This window comes from Photobacterium sp. WH77 (assembly GCF_022014395.1).
GTDB lineage: Bacteria > Pseudomonadota > Gammaproteobacteria > Enterobacterales > Vibrionaceae > Photobacterium > Photobacterium arenosum.
The window spans coordinates 63,352-82,350 of record NZ_JAKLTE010000002.1; the positions used below are offsets into that span (position 1 = coordinate 63,352).

The 18,999-nt window shown below is 50.1% G+C and carries 17 protein-coding genes; 8 read left to right on the forward strand and 9 right to left on the reverse strand.

From position 1 onward, the window contains the following. Positions 1–105: 105 nt before the first annotated feature. On the forward strand, positions 106–495 hold the full coding sequence (gene msrB / locus L6J37_RS02715) for a peptide-methionine (R)-S-oxide reductase MsrB (RefSeq protein WP_192015124.1): 390 nt from the start codon (positions 106–108) through the stop codon (positions 493–495). A gap of 26 nt (positions 496–521) precedes the next feature. Here the strand turns inward: msrB and L6J37_RS02720 are convergent, their stop codons facing one another. Continuing rightward, positions 522–1,409, reverse strand: coding sequence for a DUF2989 domain-containing protein (locus tag L6J37_RS02720; protein WP_225445092.1), 888 nt, complete (start codon positions 1,407–1,409; stop codon positions 522–524). A 209-nt stretch (positions 1,410–1,618) separates the two neighbouring features. Here L6J37_RS02720 and L6J37_RS02725 point away from each other — a divergent pair, with 209 nt between their 5' ends. Further along, complete coding sequence (locus tag L6J37_RS02725) at positions 1,619–1,918, forward strand: YeaC family protein (protein ID WP_192015125.1); 300 nt, start codon at positions 1,619–1,621, stop codon at positions 1,916–1,918. A 42-nt stretch (positions 1,919–1,960) separates the two neighbouring features. Here L6J37_RS02725 and L6J37_RS02730 read toward each other — a convergent pair whose 3' ends face one another. From L6J37_RS02730 to sppA, 3 genes are all read right to left on the reverse strand, one after another. After that, positions 1,961–2,635 (reverse strand): glutathione S-transferase family protein, encoded by a 675-nt coding sequence (locus L6J37_RS02730; protein WP_192015126.1) that lies wholly within the window; start codon positions 2,633–2,635, stop codon positions 1,961–1,963. Positions 2,636–2,741: 106 nt separating this feature from the next. Further along, complete coding sequence (gene ansA, locus L6J37_RS02735; RefSeq protein WP_192015127.1) at positions 2,742–3,755, reverse strand: asparaginase; 1,014 nt, start codon at positions 3,753–3,755, stop codon at positions 2,742–2,744. 118 nt (positions 3,756–3,873) lie between these two features. After that, positions 3,874–5,727 carry a signal peptide peptidase SppA gene (sppA, locus tag L6J37_RS02740; RefSeq protein ID WP_192015128.1) on the reverse strand — a complete coding sequence of 618 codons (1,854 nt, stop codon included), beginning with the start codon at positions 5,725–5,727 and terminating at the stop codon, positions 3,874–3,876. Positions 5,728–5,937: 210 nt separating this feature from the next. Between sppA and L6J37_RS02745 the strand changes: the two genes are divergently transcribed. The 3 genes from L6J37_RS02745 to L6J37_RS02755 all read left to right on the forward strand — a co-directional run bounded on the left by L6J37_RS02745 (position 5,938) and on the right by L6J37_RS02755 (position 10,792). Then, entirely contained in the window at positions 5,938–7,953 is a 2,016-nt protein-coding gene (locus tag L6J37_RS02745) for an NADPH-dependent 2,4-dienoyl-CoA reductase (RefSeq protein ID WP_218382884.1), read from the forward strand. Positions 7,954–8,081: 128 nt separating this feature from the next. Next, positions 8,082–8,630, forward strand: coding sequence for an NAD(P)H nitroreductase (locus L6J37_RS02750; protein ID WP_218382887.1), 549 nt, complete (start codon positions 8,082–8,084; stop codon positions 8,628–8,630). Positions 8,631–8,800: 170 nt separating this feature from the next. Next, the gene (locus L6J37_RS02755; RefSeq protein WP_237794063.1) at positions 8,801–10,792 is read left to right on the forward strand and encodes a DNA topoisomerase III; all 1,992 of its coding nucleotides are present in this window, start codon (positions 8,801–8,803) and stop codon (positions 10,790–10,792) included. Here L6J37_RS02755 and L6J37_RS02760 read toward each other — a convergent pair. Continuing rightward, positions 10,776–12,113: a GGDEF domain-containing protein gene (locus L6J37_RS02760; protein WP_237794064.1), complete on the reverse strand. Its 1,338-nt coding sequence runs from the start codon at positions 12,111–12,113 to the stop codon at positions 10,776–10,778. The genes L6J37_RS02755 and L6J37_RS02760 overlap by 17 nt on opposite strands. A 601-nt stretch (positions 12,114–12,714) precedes the next feature. Here L6J37_RS02760 and L6J37_RS02765 point away from each other — a divergent pair. Continuing rightward, a complete protein-coding gene (locus tag L6J37_RS02765; protein WP_192015133.1) occupies positions 12,715–12,990 on the forward strand; it encodes a hypothetical protein in 276 nt (91 codons plus the stop codon). A 70-nt stretch (positions 12,991–13,060) separates the two neighbouring features. Here L6J37_RS02765 and L6J37_RS02770 read toward each other — a convergent pair whose 3' ends face one another. Then, the gene (locus L6J37_RS02770; RefSeq protein WP_237794065.1) at positions 13,061–14,935 is read right to left on the reverse strand and encodes a DUF3413 domain-containing protein; all 1,875 of its coding nucleotides are present in this window, start codon (positions 14,933–14,935) and stop codon (positions 13,061–13,063) included. 33 nt (positions 14,936–14,968) lie between these two features. Then, positions 14,969–15,187 carry a YejL family protein gene (locus L6J37_RS02775; RefSeq protein WP_027252814.1) on the reverse strand — a complete coding sequence of 73 codons (219 nt, stop codon included), beginning with the start codon at positions 15,185–15,187 and terminating at the stop codon, positions 14,969–14,971. 76 nt (positions 15,188–15,263) lie between these two features. Between L6J37_RS02775 and yejK the strand changes: the two genes are divergently transcribed. Next, complete coding sequence (gene yejK / locus L6J37_RS02780) at positions 15,264–16,277, forward strand: nucleoid-associated protein YejK (protein ID WP_237794066.1); 1,014 nt, start codon at positions 15,264–15,266, stop codon at positions 16,275–16,277. Positions 16,278–16,511: 234 nt separating this feature from the next. On the opposite strand, the gene L6J37_RS02785 is transcribed toward yejK, so the two are convergent. Continuing rightward, complete coding sequence (locus L6J37_RS02785; RefSeq protein WP_237794068.1) at positions 16,512–16,745, reverse strand: hypothetical protein; 234 nt, start codon at positions 16,743–16,745, stop codon at positions 16,512–16,514. Between the two features lie 251 nt (positions 16,746–16,996). Here L6J37_RS02785 and asd point away from each other — a divergent pair, with 251 nt between their 5' ends. Then, complete coding sequence (gene asd / locus L6J37_RS02790) at positions 16,997–18,112, forward strand: aspartate-semialdehyde dehydrogenase (protein ID WP_237794172.1); 1,116 nt, start codon at positions 16,997–16,999, stop codon at positions 18,110–18,112. Between the two features lie 155 nt (positions 18,113–18,267). On the opposite strand, the gene sodB is transcribed toward asd, so the two are convergent. Next, a complete protein-coding gene (gene sodB, locus L6J37_RS02795) occupies positions 18,268–18,852 on the reverse strand; it encodes a superoxide dismutase [Fe] (RefSeq protein WP_161455300.1) in 585 nt (194 codons plus the stop codon). Positions 18,853–18,999: the final 147 nt, after the last annotated feature.

An 18,999-nucleotide genomic window follows, 5' to 3' on the forward strand; every position in this document is an offset into this window, starting at 1 on the left:
TGTTTCGATGTAAAAACCTTTCGAGCAAAAGTATGTGCCATATATGCAAAAATTGGCAAATTTTAAGTAGTACGGTTTTGGAAAACTGTGTTTACAGGCAGGTAAATGGCTTTTAAAACAAATTCTTACTGGAAAGAACTGCTATCAGATGAACAATATTATGTCTGTCGGGAAGGTGGCACAGAAGCCCCTTTTTCAGGCACGTTATTGCATAATAAGAAAACAGGAATATATCACTGCACTTGTTGTCAAATTGCCTTATTTCATTCTGAGCAAAAATACGATTCGGGATGTGGCTGGCCGAGTTTTGATGCACCTGTTAAATCTGATTCAATTCGATATTTAAGCGATACCAGTCATGGGATGAAGCGAACGGAAATTCGCTGCGCTGAGTGTGACAGTCATTTAGGGCATGTATTTGATGATGGGCCGGTTTCTACCGGGCAGCGATACTGCGTCAATTCGGTCTCACTGCAATTCAGTGAAGTAGAGTAACGGCAGTGCTGCCCGTGATGGCGTTGTCAGGACGGTGGCTGGTCGGGCTGCTGGCTTGGCAGGGAGATCAGATTTTTTTCTACATAGACACGGTTAAAATGGCCGGCACTGATGCTCTGTATGATGCTGTCTGCTAAGGAATCCAGATGACTTTTATCTTGTTGCGGCATTGGATACAGGCGCGATAAGGTCTCTGAATTGGCCACGGGTAGTCCCATCAGGCTACCTACTCTTGACCATAAATAGGCTTCGGTTTTGTTGTTGTCCTGATGGGCCTGCGTCGCCAGTGTCAGAATAATGTCTGGTTTCACTTTAACTTTACCCTGATAAAGCTCCAGAGCTCTTAACAGAAGCTGGCGAGTTTTGGCTTTATCAACACCAGTATAAAAAGAGGCCAGTGCCAGTTGCAATTCCGGTGTCTGAAGCTGGCCTGTGCCTTCCAATTTCAGAAATTCTTCCTTAGCCTGGTGCTCGCCCTGGCTCCAGCGGTCATAAATAACTTCGGGTTCTTTGGAGTCAGCCAGCTCTTCGCTTAGCTGTTCCATGACCTCATAGCTGTGAATAAGCGCAGCGGTCCGCACTGATTTACGTTCTTTATAGCGGGTTGGTTCAATTTCTGCGGCATACTCCAGGCAATACTGGTAGCTGCGGGTGAACTCAAGAGTATGCAGTTTTTCAATGTCAGTCGGCGTTTTCAGCTGTTTATAGCGTTGCCAAATGAGATCTGTACGCTGGATACGGCACTGGCCGTCATTGTTATTCAGTCCTTTACATAGCTCGGGATGTGCCGAGCAAAGACTGTCGGTTGTTTTAAACTCGCCCTGGCAGGCTGGCAGAAATGCGACAGCAGATAAAAAAAACAAAATGTTGCGCGTTTTTTTGCCAGAAGAAGTCATGTGCGGTGCGTTACTCATAGATGGGTTCACTAGAATCAAGAATACCCTAATACCTATCGGCAGAAACTGACCTGAGAGAAAGAATAATGTGACATTGCTGCAGTGTGATCACGAAAACAAAAGAAAACTAAAACCAAGACGCTACTTGACTGGCAAACTCAGGTCATTATCGTAGCCTACCATTGCAAGTGGCCTGAAATAGTCGGGCATGAAGAGGAGTAGATGGGATGGATGTACAACAGATTCTGGCTGCCATGACCCCAGAGGTGTACCAAAAGTTACTGGCGGCGGCTGAAACAGGTAAATGGGCTGATGGCACCCCATTAACTGAGGCTCAGAAAGAGTCCACCATGCAGGCCGTCATGCTGTATCAGTCTCGTCATAATACCGAGGCCGAGCATATGACAGTGGCAGCCGGTGGTGAGATTCGCTTTAAGTCTAAATCTGAGCTCAAGCGTGATTTTGCCATAGAAGACAGTGAAACCCCTGTGGCAGATATTGCCCGTTTCACTTTACAGCAAAACTGACACCTATGACCCTGTAAAGGCTGGTGCGCTCATCTGCAGTTATCACTGCCTGGGCACAGTGAAAGGCACAGGGTCACAGTAAAACCCACTCAATTCATGATCTTCCTGCGTCACCAGACTAGACACCCAGGGCTCTTGCTCAATACCTTCCAGATACATGGCCAGTTTGGGATAGTAAGGTTTCAATCTTAAGCCAGCCATCCAGCCACTGCGGAAAATACTCCATAGCGTAATTTCGGCCATCGAAAAACGGGTCGTAATATAACCTTCTGCCGGCACTTGTTCTTCCAGGTAGTTCAGAACCGGCGGCAGATGATGCTGAATGCAGTCGTCAATGGCATCCTGATCAACGTCTTTTTCCAGAATCTGCCCCCTCAGAATTTTCTGATAGAAGAGCACGCCAGCGAGCAGTGCGCTGAGCCGGGTATCGGCATATTCTTCCAGCCACCGGATTTTTGCTCTTTCACCGGCATCGCCCGGGTACAGCGGAGGAACCGGGTAGATGTCGTCAAGGTAATGGGCAATAACTGTTGAGTCGATAACTGTCAGACTGTCATGTTCCAGCACCGGCACTTTTCCCATTGGATGGCGTTTGTGCGCCAACTCTTTTTCCAGGTACGGGTTGAGCGGTTGTAAGTTGTAATTCAGCCCTTTGTAAGATAAGGCCAGCATGATTTTTCTGACAAAAGGAGAAATGGAGGCGCCGTGCAGAATCATAGTCAACCTTGCTCATAGTCAACAGACGAAATTTGCTATAAGTGTAGCTGAGATATAAAAAGAGCCGCACGAGTGCGGCTCAATTGGGGGAGTCCGATTAACTTGATTAGCGGGATAACTCGCCGCGGATGTCCTGTTGCATCAGCTCACGCACTTTTTCTGTTGGCAGCGCCTGGCTGAGCAGAAAGTGCAGTTTCGCCAGTGCGGCTTCCCGAGTCATATCATAACCACTGAGTACGCCGGCATCCGCCAGTGCACAGCCAGTTGCGTAACCATCCATGTTCACTTTTCCGGACAGGCACTGAGTCAGGTTAACCACTATGACGCCGCGGTCGGCCGCTTCTTTAAGCTGAGCCAGAAGATCAGCGTTTTGCGGCGCATTACCCACTCCGAATGTCAGCAGGATCATGGCGTTGACCGGCTGGCGCAGGGTGTTGCGGATAACTTCAGGTGAAATGCCGGGGTACATAGTAATCACACCGATTGGTTGCGGGGTAATTTGGTGTACCCGAAACTCACCTGCCGGCTGTTTGTTCAGCTCTGTGGCTGGTTTTACCTGAATGTTGATACCTGCTTCGATCAGCGCTGGCATATTGGGTGAAATAAAAGCATTGAAACCGTCGGCATGGGCTTTTGTGCTGCGGTTGCCGCGCAGAAGCTGGTTATTGAAGAAAACCGTCACTTCATTAACCGGGTAATTAGCCGCGAGATGCAGCGCATTAAGCAGGTTGCTTTGACCGTCTGAGCGCATTTCTGCCAGTGGGATTTGCGAGCCGGTGACAATCACAGGCTTGCCCAGATTTTCCAGCATGAAGGATAAAGCAGAAGCGGTATAGGCCATGGTGTCCGTACCATGAAGAATGACAAATCCATCAAACTTGTCGTAGTTGGCCTTAATATCATCAGCAATGCGTTGCCAGTCTTCAGGAGTCATATCTGAAGAGTCAATCAGTGGCGCATATTCATGGATAGTGAATGCAGGCATTTCTGAGCGGTGAAACTCAGGCATGTTCTGCAGTTGCTGTTCCATAAAACCAGCGACAGGAATATATCCGTGAGCTGACTTCTGCATTCCAATTGTTCCGCCTGTGTAGGCGATATAGATATGTTTTTTTGTCATTAGAGTACGGGTACAGCATAGTTATTGATGGTGAAGGCATTATACGGTGAAAACCGGCGAAAAAAAGCCCGGATATACCGGGCTAAGTCAAGTTTCATCACTGTGAATCCGAAAAGAGTTAATTTCCTGTGCTGGAACAATTCAGACAGAAAGCATATTGTCCTTTGGGATCATTGAAATTATTCATATTGGTGATATCGGCTGTAATATGGCGCAAAGCCGGCGTGAACACATTGGGTAGCTGGGCGGATATTGCCATGCCAATGCGCGCGCTGGTTTCTGACGTCATATCCTGCAGAAACTGCTCCATCGGGCTGAGCGGCAAGGCTATCCAGCGAATGTCGTAGTTGTCCAGTTTTGCCAGTTTGGCCGCAGAGACAATGGCATCATCGAAATCACCCAGACGATCAACCAGACCCAGTTTTAATGCATCCTGACCCGTCCAGACCCGGCCTTGTGCTATTTTGTCTGTCTCTTCGAGTGATATATGGCGATTCTCGCTGACCAGGCTGATAAAGCGCTGATAGCCGTTTTCGATACCCAGCTGGAAAATTTCAGCGACATCGTCAGGCAAGCCTCGGGTTATCCCGATACCGGCAAAGGGGGTAGTACCGACGCCATCGCTGTGCACCCCGATGTTTTCCAGGCCTTTTTCAAAGGTAGCCAGCATGCCGAAGATACCGATAGAACCTGTGATAGTGGTTGGCTGAGCAATAATTTCACTGGCGCTGGACGAGATCCAGTAACCGCCGGATGCCGCCAGGCTGGACATTGACACCACTACAGGCTTGCCAGCCAGTTTTAATGCATCCACTTCATTGCGGATAATCTCAGAAGCGAAGGCACTGCCACCAGGGCTGTCAACGCGCAGAATCACCGCTTTAATGTCATCATCAAGACGGGCTTCTCGCAGTAAAGCGGCCGTTGTGTCGCCACCGACTCTGCCTTGCCCTTGCTGACCATCGACAATTGCGCCGCTGGCAACGACTATGGCAATACCATTGCTGCTTGGCTCGAATGGTGCACTGACCGAAGGCTGATAATCGTAATAACTGATCTGATTAAAGCCATGGTCGCCATCGCTGCCAAATTCCTTGATAAAGGTCTGGCGTAGTTGGGTACGGCTGATCAGTTCGTCTACCAGTCCCATTTTCTGGCTCAGGCGTGCGAAATCGCCCTCGACACTTTTCAGTTCTGCAACCAGATCTTTGACTTCAGGGTTCAGGACACTGGCATGGATGTGGCGGTTACGTGCGACATCCTGCGTGTAAGCGTCCCACATCTGGTTGAGCCAGACTGTGTTTGCTTCGCGGGCAGCGTCTGACATGTTGTCACGGGTGTAGGGCTCAACGAATGATTTATAGGTCCCGACGCGGAAGACATGGGTGGTGACATCCAGGTTATCCAGTAAGGTTTTATAGTACAGCGAATAGCTGCCGTAACCTGTCAGCATCACGCCGCCGTCGGCAGACATGAACACTTTGTCGGCGAAGCTGGCTAGGTAGTACTGGCTCTGGCGGTAGTGATCGCCCGTGGCATAGACAGGTTTGCCAGCCTGCTTGAATTCTTCAATGGCCTTGGCAATGTAGCGCAGCTTCGTCAGGTTCGTCTCTGGCATGCTTTTCAGATTCAGGATAAGGCCGGTGATCCTGTCATCCTTGGCGGCAGCCCGAATGGTATCGACGATGTCAAAAAGGATATTTTCCTGAACCGGCACCTGACCCATGGCGCTGTCGACAAATTGATCGAAGGGATTGACGTAGGAGCGCTGCTCAACAATCGGGCCGTCAATATCCAGTACCAAAGCGGCCTTTTCTGGCAGAACCGGCGATTCAGCCCCTTGCTGAAAGGCAAAAATGATGACCCCAATCAGAGCAATAAAAAACAGGTTAAAAAATAGCTGACGGGTAAAGCTCAACAGCTTCCAACATCCGCGCAGCACTTTGGCAATGCCTTTTAGTAGTACTTTCATGGCCTTTCCTGATAATAAATCCCAGTGCTTATCCTAACCGAGACACAGCGTAAAATCCTAATGATAGCTATATTGCGACTAAAATTGCGTATTTGGAAAGTACCGCAGCAGTGATGGATGTTGAGGTTATGTAAACAGGTGTTTGAGTGAAGGTTAACCCTATGCTATAACTGGTCTGACCTACAATAATTAAAGAGATATAGGGAAGCTATGGACACTCTTACCTACCCACACTTGCTGGCACCTTTGGATCTTGGCTTCACTCAGCTTAAAAACCGGGTGTTGATGGGGTCTATGCATACTGGCCTGGAAGAAGCACACGATGGATTTAAAAAGCTGTCTGCCTTTTACGCTGCCCGCGCCAGAGGTGGAGTAGGCTTGATTGTAACTGGCGGCTTTGCACCCAATTTTCGCGGCCGCTTGACACCACTCAGTGCCGAATTCAGCAGCGGACGAGCGGCAAGGGCACACCGGGTTATTACAGATGCTGTCCACAAAGAAGGCGGCAAGATTGCCATTCAGCTTCTGCATGCCGGGCGCTATGCGATGCATCCGTTTGCTGTCAGTGCTTCTGGCATTAAAGCACCTATCTCTAAATTTACGCCCAAAGAAATGAGCCGCCGCCAGATCCTCAAGACCATTGACGCCTTTGCACGCAGCTCTGAGCTGGCGAGAGAAGCGGGTTATGACGGCGTTGAGCTGATGGGCTCTGAAGGTTATCTGATCAATCAGTTTATCTGTCAGCGTTCCAACCACAGAACCGATGAATGGGGCGGTAGCTATGAGAACCGGGTCCGTTTTCCTATTGAATTGGTGAAAGCCGTTCGTGCCCGGGTAGGCACAGATTTTATTATTATTTTCCGTCTTTCGATGCTGGATCTGGTGGAGCAGGGCAGTACCTATGATGAAGTGGTACAGCTGGCTCAGGCGCTGGAAGCCGCCGGTGTGACCATTCTCAATACCGGTATCGGCTGGCATGAGGCGCGAGTTCCTACTATAGCGACTCAGGTTCCCCGGGCAGCGTTCAGCTGGGTAACGGAAAAGCTGAAAGGTAAAGTGTCTATCCCGCTGGTGACCTGTAACCGGATTAATACGCCAGAGGTGGCAGAGTCCATTCTTGCTGCCGATCAGGCGGATATGGTGTCCATGGCCCGTCCGTTCCTGGCTGACGCTGATTTTGTGCTGAAGGCCGAACAGAACCGTGCCGACGACATTAATACCTGTATTGGCTGTAATCAGGCCTGTCTGGATCATGTTTTTGCCGGCAAGCGGGCAAGTTGCCTGGTTAACCCTCAGGCCTGTTATGAGACAGAGTTAGTGCTGACCCCGGCCGCACAGCACCGCAAAGTGGCGGTTATCGGTGCGGGTCCTGCTGGGCTGGCTTTCGCAACGGCTGCTGCAGAACGCGGCTTCGAGGTCGATTTATACGAGAAGAACGAGTATATCGGCGGGCAGTTTAATCTGGCGATGCAAATTCCGGGTAAAGAAGAATTCCGGGAAACGATTCGTTATTTCTCCCGCCGTTTGAGCCAGACAGGTGTGAACCTGAAACTGGGCAAGGCGGTGGATATCAATGAGCTGAAAGGCTATGACGATGTCGTGGTCTCGACCGGGGTGAAACCTCGTATTCCCGCCATTCCCGGATTGGAAGCCAGCGATAAGGTGATAGATTATCAGACACTGATCCGCGATAAAGTGCAGCTGGGTCAGCGGGTGGCTGTGATCGGTGCTGGTGGTATCGGGGTGGATGTCTCAAGTATGCTGACAGAACCTCAGGACAGTTCTCTGGACAGCTGGTTACAGGATTGGGGCATTGATAAAACCATTACCCATGCTGGTGGTTTATGTACGCCTCAAAGCGAGCACAGTGAGCGCCAGGTGTGGCTGATGCAGCGCAGGCCCGGCAAGATGGGTAAAGGGCCGGGTAAGACGACAGGCTGGATCCACCAGCAGGTGTTGCTGAAACGCGGTGTTGAAATGCTCTCCGGCGTCAGCTACGAGAAGATTGATGAGCAAGGTCTGCATATTAGCGTGGAAGGACAGCAGCGCGTGCTGGAAGTTGATCATATTGTGCTGTGCGCCGGTCAGACTTCCGTGGAAGAGTTGTCGGCACCGCTCAAAGCGCTGGGTATCAAGGTGCATGTCATCGGTGGTGCTGAATTCGCCGGGGAAGTGGATGCCAAGCGTGTTATCCGTCAGGGAACAGAGCTGGCCGCCCGTCTTTAGATATCGGCAGGTATCGGCTACTGTGACCAAGAGGCTCCTGAGGGAGCCTCTTTTCGTTGCCGTTACTCAGAAGAGCAGATGTGGTATGGTATTTAACAAGAATTGTTATCATCGAGGATACATAATTTATGGATGCACTGTCGCTGCTGCTTAATCGTCGCTCCTTGCCTAAAATGACCGCCCCGGCCCCTCAGGGTGAAGTGCTGGACAATATTCTTCGTGCCGGCCTTCGGGCACCGGATCACGGTGCGTTGACTCCCTGGCGTTTTATCGTCTCGGAAGGCGAAGGTTTGAATAAGCTGGCCGATATTCTGGTCTCTGCTGCCCAGGCTGATAAGGCAGAAGAGGCGGTGATCGAAAAAGCCTCTAAAGCCCCTTTCCGTGCGCCTATGGTGATTACTGTTGTCGCTAAAGTGCAGCCCAGCGATAAAATTCCAGTGATTGAACAACATCTGTCGGCAGGCTGTGCGGCTCAGGCGATGCAGATGGCGGCGGTTGCTCAGGGTTATGCTGGCTTTTGGCGCACAGGAAGCTGGGCATATCATACTGTGGTACGCGAAGCGCTGGGCGTACAGGGTGATGATATGATTGTCGGTTTTCTGTATCTGGGCACACCGGATTGCCGTGATGCGAAAGCGCCAGAGCGGGATTTGGCGCAATTTGTTGAGTATTTATAGCTTTCTGTATAGTTTCCTGCAGGCTTCTTCAGGCAGCTTATTGCTGCCTGTCTCTCCTCAATCCTGCGACGGCTTTGTGAACTTTTACTGGGTTTATATCCAGTAATGATTGTCACCTATTGCTGAATTCTTTATAGTGCGGAGAGTTATTTCCAGTAGTTACAGACTTCATGACCCGTCTTTATATCGCTGAAAAACCCAGCCTTGGACGTGCTATTGCAGCCGTCTTACCCCGTCCGCATAAGAATCATCAAGGCTACATCGAAGTCGCCAACGGCGACATTGTCACCTGGTGTATCGGCCATTTGCTCGAGCAGGTCGAGCCGGATGCGTATGATCCGCGTTATAAGAAATGGAATCTGGATGATTTGCCTATCATTCCTGAGCAGTGGCAACTGGCACCGAGAAAATCGGCTAAGCAGCAACTGAGTGTGGTCCGCAAGTTAGCTAAACTGGCAGATGAAGTGATACATGCTGGCGATCCGGACAGGGAAGGTCAGCTGCTGGTCGATGAAGTGATCGACTATGTTAAGCTGGCCGCCGCGAAAAAAGCAGCCATGAAACGCTTACTTATCTCAGATCTTAACCCGGCAGCAGTGAAAAGAGCGCTCGGGCAGTTAAGGGACAATAGCGATTTTATTCCGTTGTCTGTGTCAGCCCTGGCCCGGTCCCGGGCGGATTGGCTGTACGGCATGAATATGTCTCGTGCTTATACCTTGCTCGGGCAGCGGGGCGGCTATAAAGGCGTACTGTCGGTCGGCAGGGTACAAACACCTGTGCTTGGGCTGGTGACTCGCCGGGATGACGAGATCGCCAATTTCGTGCCGGCTCCTTTCTATGATGTCTATGCATTGATCCCCTATCAGGACAACGTTATCCGCGCCCGTTGGCAGCCGAGCAAGGCCTGTGAACCCTGGCAAGACGATGAAGGCCGGGTGCTTAATCGCAAGCTGTGTGAAAATGTTGTGGCGCGCATTAAGGGCCAGCCAGCCACTGTTTCGGATGCGGAGCGAAAAGAAACCCGCCAATCGCCGCCCTTACCTTATTCTCTGTCGGCACTGCAGATCGATACAGCGCGTCGCTTTGGCATGAGCGCGGCGGATGTACTGGCGTGCTGTCAGTCGTTGTACGAGAAGCACAAAGTCATCACCTATCCGCGTTCTGACTGCCGCTACCTGCCGGCCGATCACTATCATCAGGCCAGTGAGGTGGTGAAAGCTGTGTCTTCAACGGCACCGCAGATGCTTGAGGCGGTCAAGGGCGCAGATTTATCAATACGCTCAAAAGCCTGGAATGACAGTAGAGTGGATGCGCACCATGCCATTATTCCCACCCCGAAAGCGGTGCAGCCCGGCAGCCTGAATGATCAGGAAGCCAAGGTTTATCAGTTGATTGCCCGTCAGTATCTGATGCAGTTTTACCCGGCGGCGGTTTACGCGGAAGCTAAGCTGACGTTTGCTATCGCAGGCGGAGTGTTTATTGCCAGAGGCCGCCAGCTGATGCAGCCGGGCTGGAAAGTGTTGCAGGGTAAAGACGATGCCGACAAAGAGCAGGATCTGGCCGATAAAGTGCCGCCTTTGGATAAAGGCACAGTGCTGACCTGCCAGGACGGAGAAATCAAAGACAGGGTGACGGAGCCGCCTAAGCATTTTACCGAAGCAACTTTGCTTCAGGCGATGACGGGGATCGCCAGATTTGTGGCAGATAAATCTCTGAAGAAGATTCTGCGCGACACGGACGGTTTAGGTACGGAAGCAACCCGGGCCGGTATTATGGAAGTCTTGTTCAAGCGCCAGTTACTCTACCGTCAGGGGAAGAATATTCATGCCTCAGACGCTGGCCGCGCTCTGGTGTATGCCTTACCTGATGAAGCGACCTACCCGGACATGACGGCACATTGGGAACACCAGCTGCAGGACATGGCTGAGCGGAAATATGCCTACCAGCCGTTTATGGGAGCGCTGCAACAGCAGATTGAGCAACTGATGGGGTCGATCAAATCAGGTGGTGTCCCGCCAAGCCTCCGAACACTTCAGGCGGTTGCTCCTCCGGCCAGTAAAGGAAAGGGCGGCTATAACCGGCGTACGCGGAGCAGGCAACATTCGGGTGCTACAGGTCAGAAAAGTACCGGCCAGAAAAGAGCGGCTAGTCGTCGTAAATAAAAAAGGCATCCCGGCCCAGCGATTTGGCTTTGTATAAGGCGCTGTCGGCCTGATTAAACAGTTGATCTGCTGTCGACTGTTTGTCCGGCACCATACAACTGATGCCAACACTCACAGTGACATTGCAGTATTCCTGATTGTTGACAGGAATGAGCAACGAACGAACCGCTTTCAAGGTGTTTTCGGCAGCGACAATCGCTGCCTGAGCGTTTTGACCCGGCAGCAAGATAACGAATTCTTCTCCGCCATAACGGGCAAACAGTGCCCCGGCCCGACGTTCGACCGAGACCAGCGTCTGGGCAATCAGGCTCAGGCAACGGTCGCCCATCGCGTGACCATAAGTGTCATTGAACGACTTGAAGTGATCCACATCGATAATCAGCAATGAGACGGGTAACTGGTGCCGCTGAGCCCTGCGCCATTCTAAGGGCAGGGTTTGATCAAACACCCGCCGGTTCGGCACCTGCGTTAAGGGATCATGACGGGAAGTGTGTTCCAGTTGCCGGTTTAACTGCTGCAATTCCCGCGTCCGTTCGGTGACGCGCTTTTCCAGTTCGCCATTGAGCTGGCTGAGGTGTTCTTCTGTCTGTCTGCGAACCAGGTGCTGAGAGACAATAAAGCTGAACTGCTTGAGAAGCTGCGGGTGATAGTCAGCCAGCGGGCGTCCGTTGATCAGGTTATCGTAAGCTATCCAGCCGACGCGTTTATCCCCGTCCCACAGTGACGTGTAAGCACTCCAGCCAAACCCGATTTCCTGTAAATCATGATAAAGCGACGTGTTCTCTTCAATGGCCAGGTAACCGTGTTGTGCCTGAGGATGGTCAATGAACCAGTGAGACGGGATAGGGGATTCAAAATAGGCTTCTTTTACCGTATTGCCTTCAGTATCTGTGCCATAAGTGCCTTTCATCCGGTTATGCCCTGTCAGAAGAAAGATAGCGATACGATCAATCTTCAGCACTTTCTTTCCCTGTTCGACGGCATGAAAGAGCATATCGTCAATACTTTCAGCACGCCATAAAGCGAAAGAGATGTCGTGCAAGCCCTGCAGCATATCCAGTAAAACCGGGCCCGAACCGGCAGGCTGCTCTGCTGCGATGTCATTTTTCAGCTCGGCACTCAGGTGGAGGATACAAGGCTGTAAATAGTCAGGGTCTGTGCATGGTGAACCTGCCGGATAACTCAGTGCCAGCAAGCCAATAGGTGTACCCTGATGTTGCAGCGGGAGCCAAAGCACCGCCTTCTCAGCAGACTGCCGGTGAAAAGGCATCGGCTGACAAAGCCAGCCTTCGAGCTCTTCATCACGCGGTGATATAGGCAAGCTATGGAATGGGGTGCAATGCGTGAAATGAGTCCACTCAGCGTGCTTTTTTACGAATAGCCGACAGGATGAGGCACCCAAATGGCGGCAAAACAGAGGAAGCAGCCCGTCAATAACTGCTGGCCTCTCTGTTGCTGTCTGCCATTGTGAAAAGTATGCCTGATAGAAGGAATCCATTCCGTTCTCGCTGCTACTGACCTGGAGGGTTTATGAAATGTTTTTTAATACATTACGATATAAAAATAATGAAAAGAGAACAGAGTGCTAACGCGGGAAATTCAATAAACATATATAGCAATTAGTTAAAATCTGGCCGTAGTCAAATTTATTATGTGTGTGTGTGCGTTTTGTTGCATTGACACCCTGAAGGTATTTATTTTGCGGACGATGGACGATGGACGATGGACGATGGACGAAGGCGGTAATGCGTGTTTGTTGATGGCTTTGTTGCCAATTTGTGGCGGGCTGGCCTGGACATGCCGTAGGTCGCTCAGCAGCCAGACGGCCCTTGTGTCACTATTGAGACAGAGTTAACTGACAAGTTTCACTATTTTTACCTTACGGGGATATTTTGACTTTATTTACACCGTCAGGTGAGAACATGAAAAGACGACATGTGTTTTTATTGTGGGTATCACTGTCTCTGATTTTGTCGGCATGTGGCCAAACACGGCATGCTCAGCTCGCAGAACTGGGATTTGCCCGCAATTATCTTGAAGGGTATCAGGATGGTTGTGACAGCCGAAAAGTACAGGCGACGACTTTCTATGACGGGTTTCGTCAGGATCCCGAGAGAATGAAGAAAGAGAATAAATACGCGAATGGCTGGAATGATGGCTATGAGCAATGCTACGCCAGCAATATTGATTACCATTAGTTAGTTTAGTTGGCTGGCCGGTAATGTTCATAAAGAGCAGGGCAGCTATATGGGCTGCCCTGTTGAGAGATTATTGCGCAGACCCCGGCTGATAAAACCGCTTCAGCTCATGCATTACCTGCATCAAAGTGGAGAGTTTCGGTTTCCCGTTATCTTTCATTCTGTATTCAGCGTCGTACACAGTGTAGTTGCCGTATTTATCAACTATTGTGGTACCTTCCGGCTGGACAACAACAATGTCCTGATGGTCGCCAGCCAATACCCAGCGACGTTTATTGCTGGTATCAAACAGACTGATGCCACTGCTGTAAAACTCAGGCGCTGTCGTGGTACTGAGCAGGGTTTCCATCAGAGTAGGGACAATATCAAGGTGACTGGTTGCCCGGCTGATCTGTGCGGTTTGGCTATCTGGCCAATGTACGATCAGCGGTACTTTCAGCTGATACTGGCTGTAATTGGATCCCGAGCCCCAGGAATTGGTGCCGGTTTCATTAAACTCAGTACCGTGGTTGGCGGTGATAATCACTACAGTATTGTCCAGCATGTCGCGTTTAATCAGGCTATCAAAGATGGCAATCAATTGCTCATCAACATAGTAAGCCGAATTACGATAACTGTTTTTCAGTAGCTCAGCCGGATCTGTGCTTGAGTCTTCACCGGGCTGAGTGTCTTTCAGCGAGGGTGAAAATGTGGCTGCAACGGTATTGTCAGAATCTTCGTAATCCTGGACTGATACCAGTTCCAGATAGCCAAACCAGGGTTTGCCTGCGGTTTGTTTGCTCAGCCAGCTTTGCATATTGGTAATGGCTTGCTGATCGCTATGTGTCTCCGGGTTCAGGGCCGCGGCTAAAGCTATCTGATCTTTGGTGAAGATAGCCTGCGGATAGATGACATCGGCAAAGCCTGAACCGCTGAACAAACCAAACCGATACCCGCGTTTAGTGAGGGTTTCGAGCAAGACCGGTGGGCTGTGCTCTGCCCGGATACTGGTATTGTAGGCGCCGGGCAGGCCATAAAATAAGCCAAAGGTCCCCAGGGTACTGTCGTTTCCAGTACTGTAATGCTCAGTAAAGTTCAGATTCTGCTGCGCGTAGGCAGCCAGATACGGCATGGTTTCAGCTGTGACCATATCACTGCGTAAGCCATCGATCATAATAACCAACAGGTTCTGGCCGGTCCCTTTATCGCTGAACGACAGCGGCTTGAGCGGATAGCGGATGCTCTCGCTGTTTTCAACGCCCTGCTTTTCCTGCAAACGGGCATATTCCTGCCTGTCTAACAGGCCATGGCGTTCCATAAAGGATTTGGCTGTCATTGGATAAGACAGCGGAAAATTGGATCGCTGCGCCGTAACGGGCCGATAAAGATTGGCATCGGCCCAAATGTAGAGCAGATGGCTGGCGAGGAAACACAGTCCGAAAACAGAAGCAATCGGTACGCCGACATGCTTGCGTGTAAGTTTACGCAGCTTGCGCCACAGCCATTCAGACAGGAACAGCTGGAGCAGGAAAATGGCTGGCACGACTATGAACAAGTATTGCCAGCGGGCATTCAGTTCGGTTCGTTCCCCACTGAGTAACAGATCCCAGACCAGAGGGCTGAGATGGAGATCCAGGCTTTCATAAGCATGGGTGTCCAGAATCAGTATGGTTTGACCTATGGTTCCAACCAGCACCGCAAACAGTCGCATCAAACGCTGCGAAGGGATGAGAAAGCTGGCAGGAAACAGAATGAGAATGTAAAAGCCAAAAACCAGAAAGCCGAAATGACCCACCCAGCTCAGGCCCATATAAAGCTGCCCCATCAGGGTTTCCGGCCACTCCGAATGGATAATGTACCGGGTGCCTAACAGCATGGCGGCGATAATATTGAAAAAACTGAACCAGTGTCCCCAGCTAATCAGTTGAGACACGGTTTCTTTGTAGTTGTTTCCGCTGGAGACCATATACCTGTGTTCTTCTTCTCTCTGGTGCTGGGATTAATCTTTCTTGATTGAGGTCAGCAGAGCTTGGGCGAATTTATCAGCAATGGCTTGACGTTGTGATGCCGGAACATCGGCATTAATGATATTGGTAGCAACATTACCTACAATCATAAGCGCTAATTCAGCAGATGTATCGTGCTTTTCAAAGACATCGAACACATCATTAAGGATCTGTTCCACTTTTTCATTACTGTATTTTGATGTAATTGGCATATCAGGTCTTGTTTTATGGTGAAGAAAGCGACTTATAATACCCTACACTTTAGATTTACTGAAAAACTTTTCCATTATGAGTCTCACGCTTTCCAACGTCATCCTGCACCAATTCTCCAAAAACGAACAAGATGAGCTGTCTGTTCAGTTGAGAGAGCAGGAACTAGAACATACCGATACCACCACTGAACTGGTTGCTGAACTGCACCGGGTGTACAGCAGTAAGGGTACCAAAGGCTTTGGCCGATTCTCCGAAGAGAGTGAATTCGGTTACTGGCTGAAACAGTGCCGCCAGGGAGACCTGGATTTTCTGACTTTTTCAAATCAGGCGTCACAACGTCTGCAATCTGAGCTGGTGAAGTATCCGTTTGCTGATGCCGGGACACTGGTCATGGCGCAATACCAGTCTCTGGCCACCGATTATCTCTTCATTGGTCTTCTGCCAACCTGCCACAGCATGAAGGTGACTGATCAACTTGATATTAGCGCCACAGACTATCTGGATGTCAGCAAAATGGAAATTGTTGCCCGGATAGACTTGTCATCCTGGGAGACTGATCCCGAATGTAATCGTTACCTGACCTTTATCAAGGGGCGGGTTGGTCGTAAAGTGGCCGACTTTTTCCTGGATTTCCTGCAGGCGGAAGTCGGCCTGGATGTCAAAGTGCAGAATCAGGTGCTGATGCAGGCGGTTGAGGATTTCTGTGCTGATTCTCGTATGGATAAAGAGGAAAAGCAGCAATACCGCAAGCAGGTCTACGATTACTGCAACGGTCAGCTGCAGTCCGGTGAAGAAGTTGCGGTGAAAGAGTTGTCGGGTGAATTACCTGCCACAGAGGCCGGGGTCGACTTCTACCAGTTCACCTCCAACCAAGGCTATGAGCTGGAAGACACCTTTCCGGCTGATCGGACTGCCATGCGTAAGCTGACCAAGTTTGTCGGTTCCGGTGGCGGGCTGACGATCAACTTTGACAGCATGCTGCTGGGTGAGCGAATTTTCTACGATCCGGACACCGACACACTGACGATTAAAGGCACACCGCCGAACCTGAAAGATCAGCTTCAGCGACGTCAGAACAGCGATACCTGATACGCAGTTGAACAGTCGTACTGTACAGTTGGAAATCTGTGCAGTACGTCTTATCTAACTTTAGTGTTTCGGACACTTTATCCGTGTTATTCCTTAACTATTATTCAGCGCCAGTTTGCCTGCGCTGTCCCAACGCTTCACTCCTGATTATCTGCTTATTTTTGATCCTTTTCTCTGCCTTGGAATCCATCATTCTCGATGCCTTATTTAAGGTTTTTGCCTGTTGAGAGCAAATCAGCCTTCTGATTGCGATAAAGTGATGTAAAGATATATGAATACACGCTTTAGTGAATTAAAGAGTGTGAAAAACAGTATTTTAGCTTCTGCAGGAAAATCATGATTTATTCCCTGAAAATCTAGCATCATCGCTCTGTTCCATGACATCAAATTAGCTGAATACTCTAAAAAAACTGGTGCGCTCATCATGCTGCGCTGTGTTACAGCTTTGACACCAGTTAATTTTGGCATTTTGTTGCGTTGGTAGGGGCTTTGCTTTATGGTATTTAGCTATCTTCGGTTCATGGCCGTTGCGATAATGCAGAGTATTTCTGGCGCGTAACAGCCATGAATGTGGTTTTCAAAAACGTGATTGAAATGGGTATGCGGCTGTCAGTGTGTCACTGATGGCCTTTATTTGACCTGTTGCATACTGAGGTGGCTTTTCTCCAATCAATTTAGGAGGTGCCCAATCACGTCAACATGGAGTGTAGCAAGCTATGATGAAAGTTGGTTTGATCGGTTGGCGCGGCATGGTAGGTTCCGTGCTTATGCAACGTATGGTGGAAGAAAAAGACTTTGACCATATTGAACCTGTTTTCTTTTCAACCTCTCAGGTTGGAATTCCTGCGCCTGACTTCGGTAAAGATGCAGGCGTACTTCATGATGCATTTGATATTGATGCACTGAAGAAGCTTGATGCCATTATTACCTGCCAGGGTGGCAGCTATACCGAGAAGGTGTATCCGGCGCTGCGTCAGGCAGGCTGGAAAGGTTACTGGATTGATGCGGCGTCTACGCTGCGTATGGATGATCAAACCATCATCACTCTGGATCCGGTTAACTTTGATCAGATTCAGCAGGGTATCCACTCTGGCGTGCGTTCATTCGCCGGTGGTAACTGTACTGTCAGCCTGATGCTGATGGCGGTCGGCGGACTGTTTAAGGCAGATTTGGTTGAGTGGATGACCTCCCAGACTTATCAGGCGGCGTCAGGCGCGGGTGCCAAGAATATGCGTGAGTTGATCTCTCAGATGGGTGTCATTAATGACAACGTTACCAGCGAGCTGGCTAATCCGGCCACGTCTATTCTGGATATCGACCGTAAAGTGGCGCAAGCCATGCGCTCTGCCGATTTCCCGACATCTGAGTTCGGTGTGCCGTTGGCGGGCTCTCTGATCCCCTGGATCGATGTGAAGCGTGAAAACGGGCAGAGCAAAGAAGAGTGGAAAGGCGGCGTCGAGACTAACAAGATTCTGGCAACCGGCAACAGCCCGATTGCGATTGACGGGACCTGCGTGCGTATCGGTGCGATGCGTTGTCACAGCCAGGCGCTGACGCTGAAACTGAAGAAGAACGTCCCGTTGGATGAAATCGAAGGTATCATCGCGTCCCACAATGACTGGGTTAAAGTGATCCCTAATGAGCGTGATATTACCATGCAGGAGCTGACGCCAACGAAAGTGACAGGCACTCTGTCTGTACCTGTGGGCCGTCTGCGTAAGCTGGCAATGGGCGATGATTTCCTGAATGCGTTCACTGTGGGTGATCAGCTGTTGTGGGGTGCTGCTGAGCCGCTGCGCCGTACACTGCGTATCATTCTGGCAGAGAAAGCCTGATCGTTTGCTAGTTCAGACCAGAGGTTTTTGCTCAGTAAGTAGTGGGGCTGCCTGCTGAAAAATCAGCAACTGAACAATCAACAACAAAGAACCATAAGAAAAGGCCCGCACTGAATGTGCGGGCCTTTTGCGATCTTAACCGTTAGGTTTGAGAATTAAGCTGCCAGGTTATTAGCAACGAATTCCCAGTTAACCAGTGCCCAGAAACCGTTCATGTAGTCCGGACGCAGGTTACGGTAGTCGATGTAGTAAGCGTGTTCCCACAGATCAACAGTCAGCAGAGGAGTGACACCTGCTTCAGTTAGTGGCGTACCAGCGTTAGACGTGTTAACGATGTCCAGAGAACCGTCTGCTTTTTTCACCAACCAAGTCCATGATGAACCAAAGTTGTTGATTGCTGAATCAGTGAATTTTGCTTTGAATGCGTCAAAAGAACCAAACGCTTTAACAATGGCATCCGCCACTGCGCCAGTTGGCTCACCGCCGCCGTTCGGGCTCAGGCAGTGCCAGTAGAAAGTGTGGTTCCAGATCTGAGCTGCGTTGTTGAAAACACCGCCAGTCGAGGTCTTGATGATCTCTTCCAGAGATTTGTCTGCGTACTCAGTACCTTCGATCAGGCCGTTCAGTTTCACAACATAAGTGTTGTGGTGCTTACCGTGGTGGTATTCCAGCGTTTCTTGAGAAATGTGTGGCTCAAGTGCATTTTTCTCGTACGGTAGAGCAGGTAGTTCGAATGCCATTACTCGATTCTCCATATTGATGGTGTGGGCAGACCCACGACATTGCTTCCGTTAGCAGGCAACAGCCTGCGTCACTTCAAACTGTGTTTGTTATTGTATACAAGCGATAGGCTTGCGTGTTTGCAAATCATTTTAGCAAGTTTTTTC

What these genes read in the sequence shown, in the direction of transcription:
- L6J37_RS02770 (WP_237794065.1), bottom strand. Translation starts at nt 14,935, where the DNA reads ATGGTCTCCAGCGGAAACAACTACAAAGAAACCGTGTCTCAACTGATT.
- sppA (WP_192015128.1), bottom strand. Translation starts at nt 5,727, where the DNA reads ATGAAAGTACTACTAAAAGGCATTGCCAAAGTGCTGCGCGGATGTTGG.
- L6J37_RS02720 (WP_225445092.1), bottom strand. Translation starts at nt 1,409, where the DNA reads ATGAGTAACGCACCGCACATGACTTCTTCTGGCAAAAAAACGCGCAAC.
- msrB (WP_192015124.1), top strand. Translation starts at nt 106, where the DNA reads ATGGCTTTTAAAACAAATTCTTACTGGAAAGAACTGCTATCAGATGAA.
- L6J37_RS02745 (WP_218382884.1), top strand. Translation starts at nt 5,938, where the DNA reads ATGGACACTCTTACCTACCCACACTTGCTGGCACCTTTGGATCTTGGC.
- L6J37_RS02755 (WP_237794063.1), top strand. Translation starts at nt 8,801, where the DNA reads ATGACCCGTCTTTATATCGCTGAAAAACCCAGCCTTGGACGTGCTATT.
- yejK (WP_237794066.1), top strand. Translation starts at nt 15,264, where the DNA reads ATGAGTCTCACGCTTTCCAACGTCATCCTGCACCAATTCTCCAAAAAC.
- ansA (WP_192015127.1), bottom strand. Translation starts at nt 3,755, where the DNA reads ATGACAAAAAAACATATCTATATCGCCTACACAGGCGGAACAATTGGA.
- L6J37_RS02765 (WP_192015133.1), top strand. Translation starts at nt 12,715, where the DNA reads ATGAAAAGACGACATGTGTTTTTATTGTGGGTATCACTGTCTCTGATT.
- L6J37_RS02730 (WP_192015126.1), bottom strand. Translation starts at nt 2,635, where the DNA reads ATGATTCTGCACGGCGCCTCCATTTCTCCTTTTGTCAGAAAAATCATG.
- L6J37_RS02775 (WP_027252814.1), bottom strand. Translation starts at nt 15,187, where the DNA reads ATGCCAATTACATCAAAATACAGTAATGAAAAAGTGGAACAGATCCTT.
- L6J37_RS02725 (WP_192015125.1), top strand. Translation starts at nt 1,619, where the DNA reads ATGGATGTACAACAGATTCTGGCTGCCATGACCCCAGAGGTGTACCAA.
- L6J37_RS02750 (WP_218382887.1), top strand. Translation starts at nt 8,082, where the DNA reads ATGGATGCACTGTCGCTGCTGCTTAATCGTCGCTCCTTGCCTAAAATG.
- sodB (WP_161455300.1), bottom strand. Translation starts at nt 18,852, where the DNA reads ATGGCATTCGAACTACCTGCTCTACCGTACGAGAAAAATGCACTTGAG.
- L6J37_RS02785 (WP_237794068.1), bottom strand. Translation starts at nt 16,745, where the DNA reads ATGCCAAAATTAACTGGTGTCAAAGCTGTAACACAGCGCAGCATGATG.
- asd (WP_237794172.1), top strand. Translation starts at nt 16,997, where the DNA reads ATGAAAGTTGGTTTGATCGGTTGGCGCGGCATGGTAGGTTCCGTGCTT.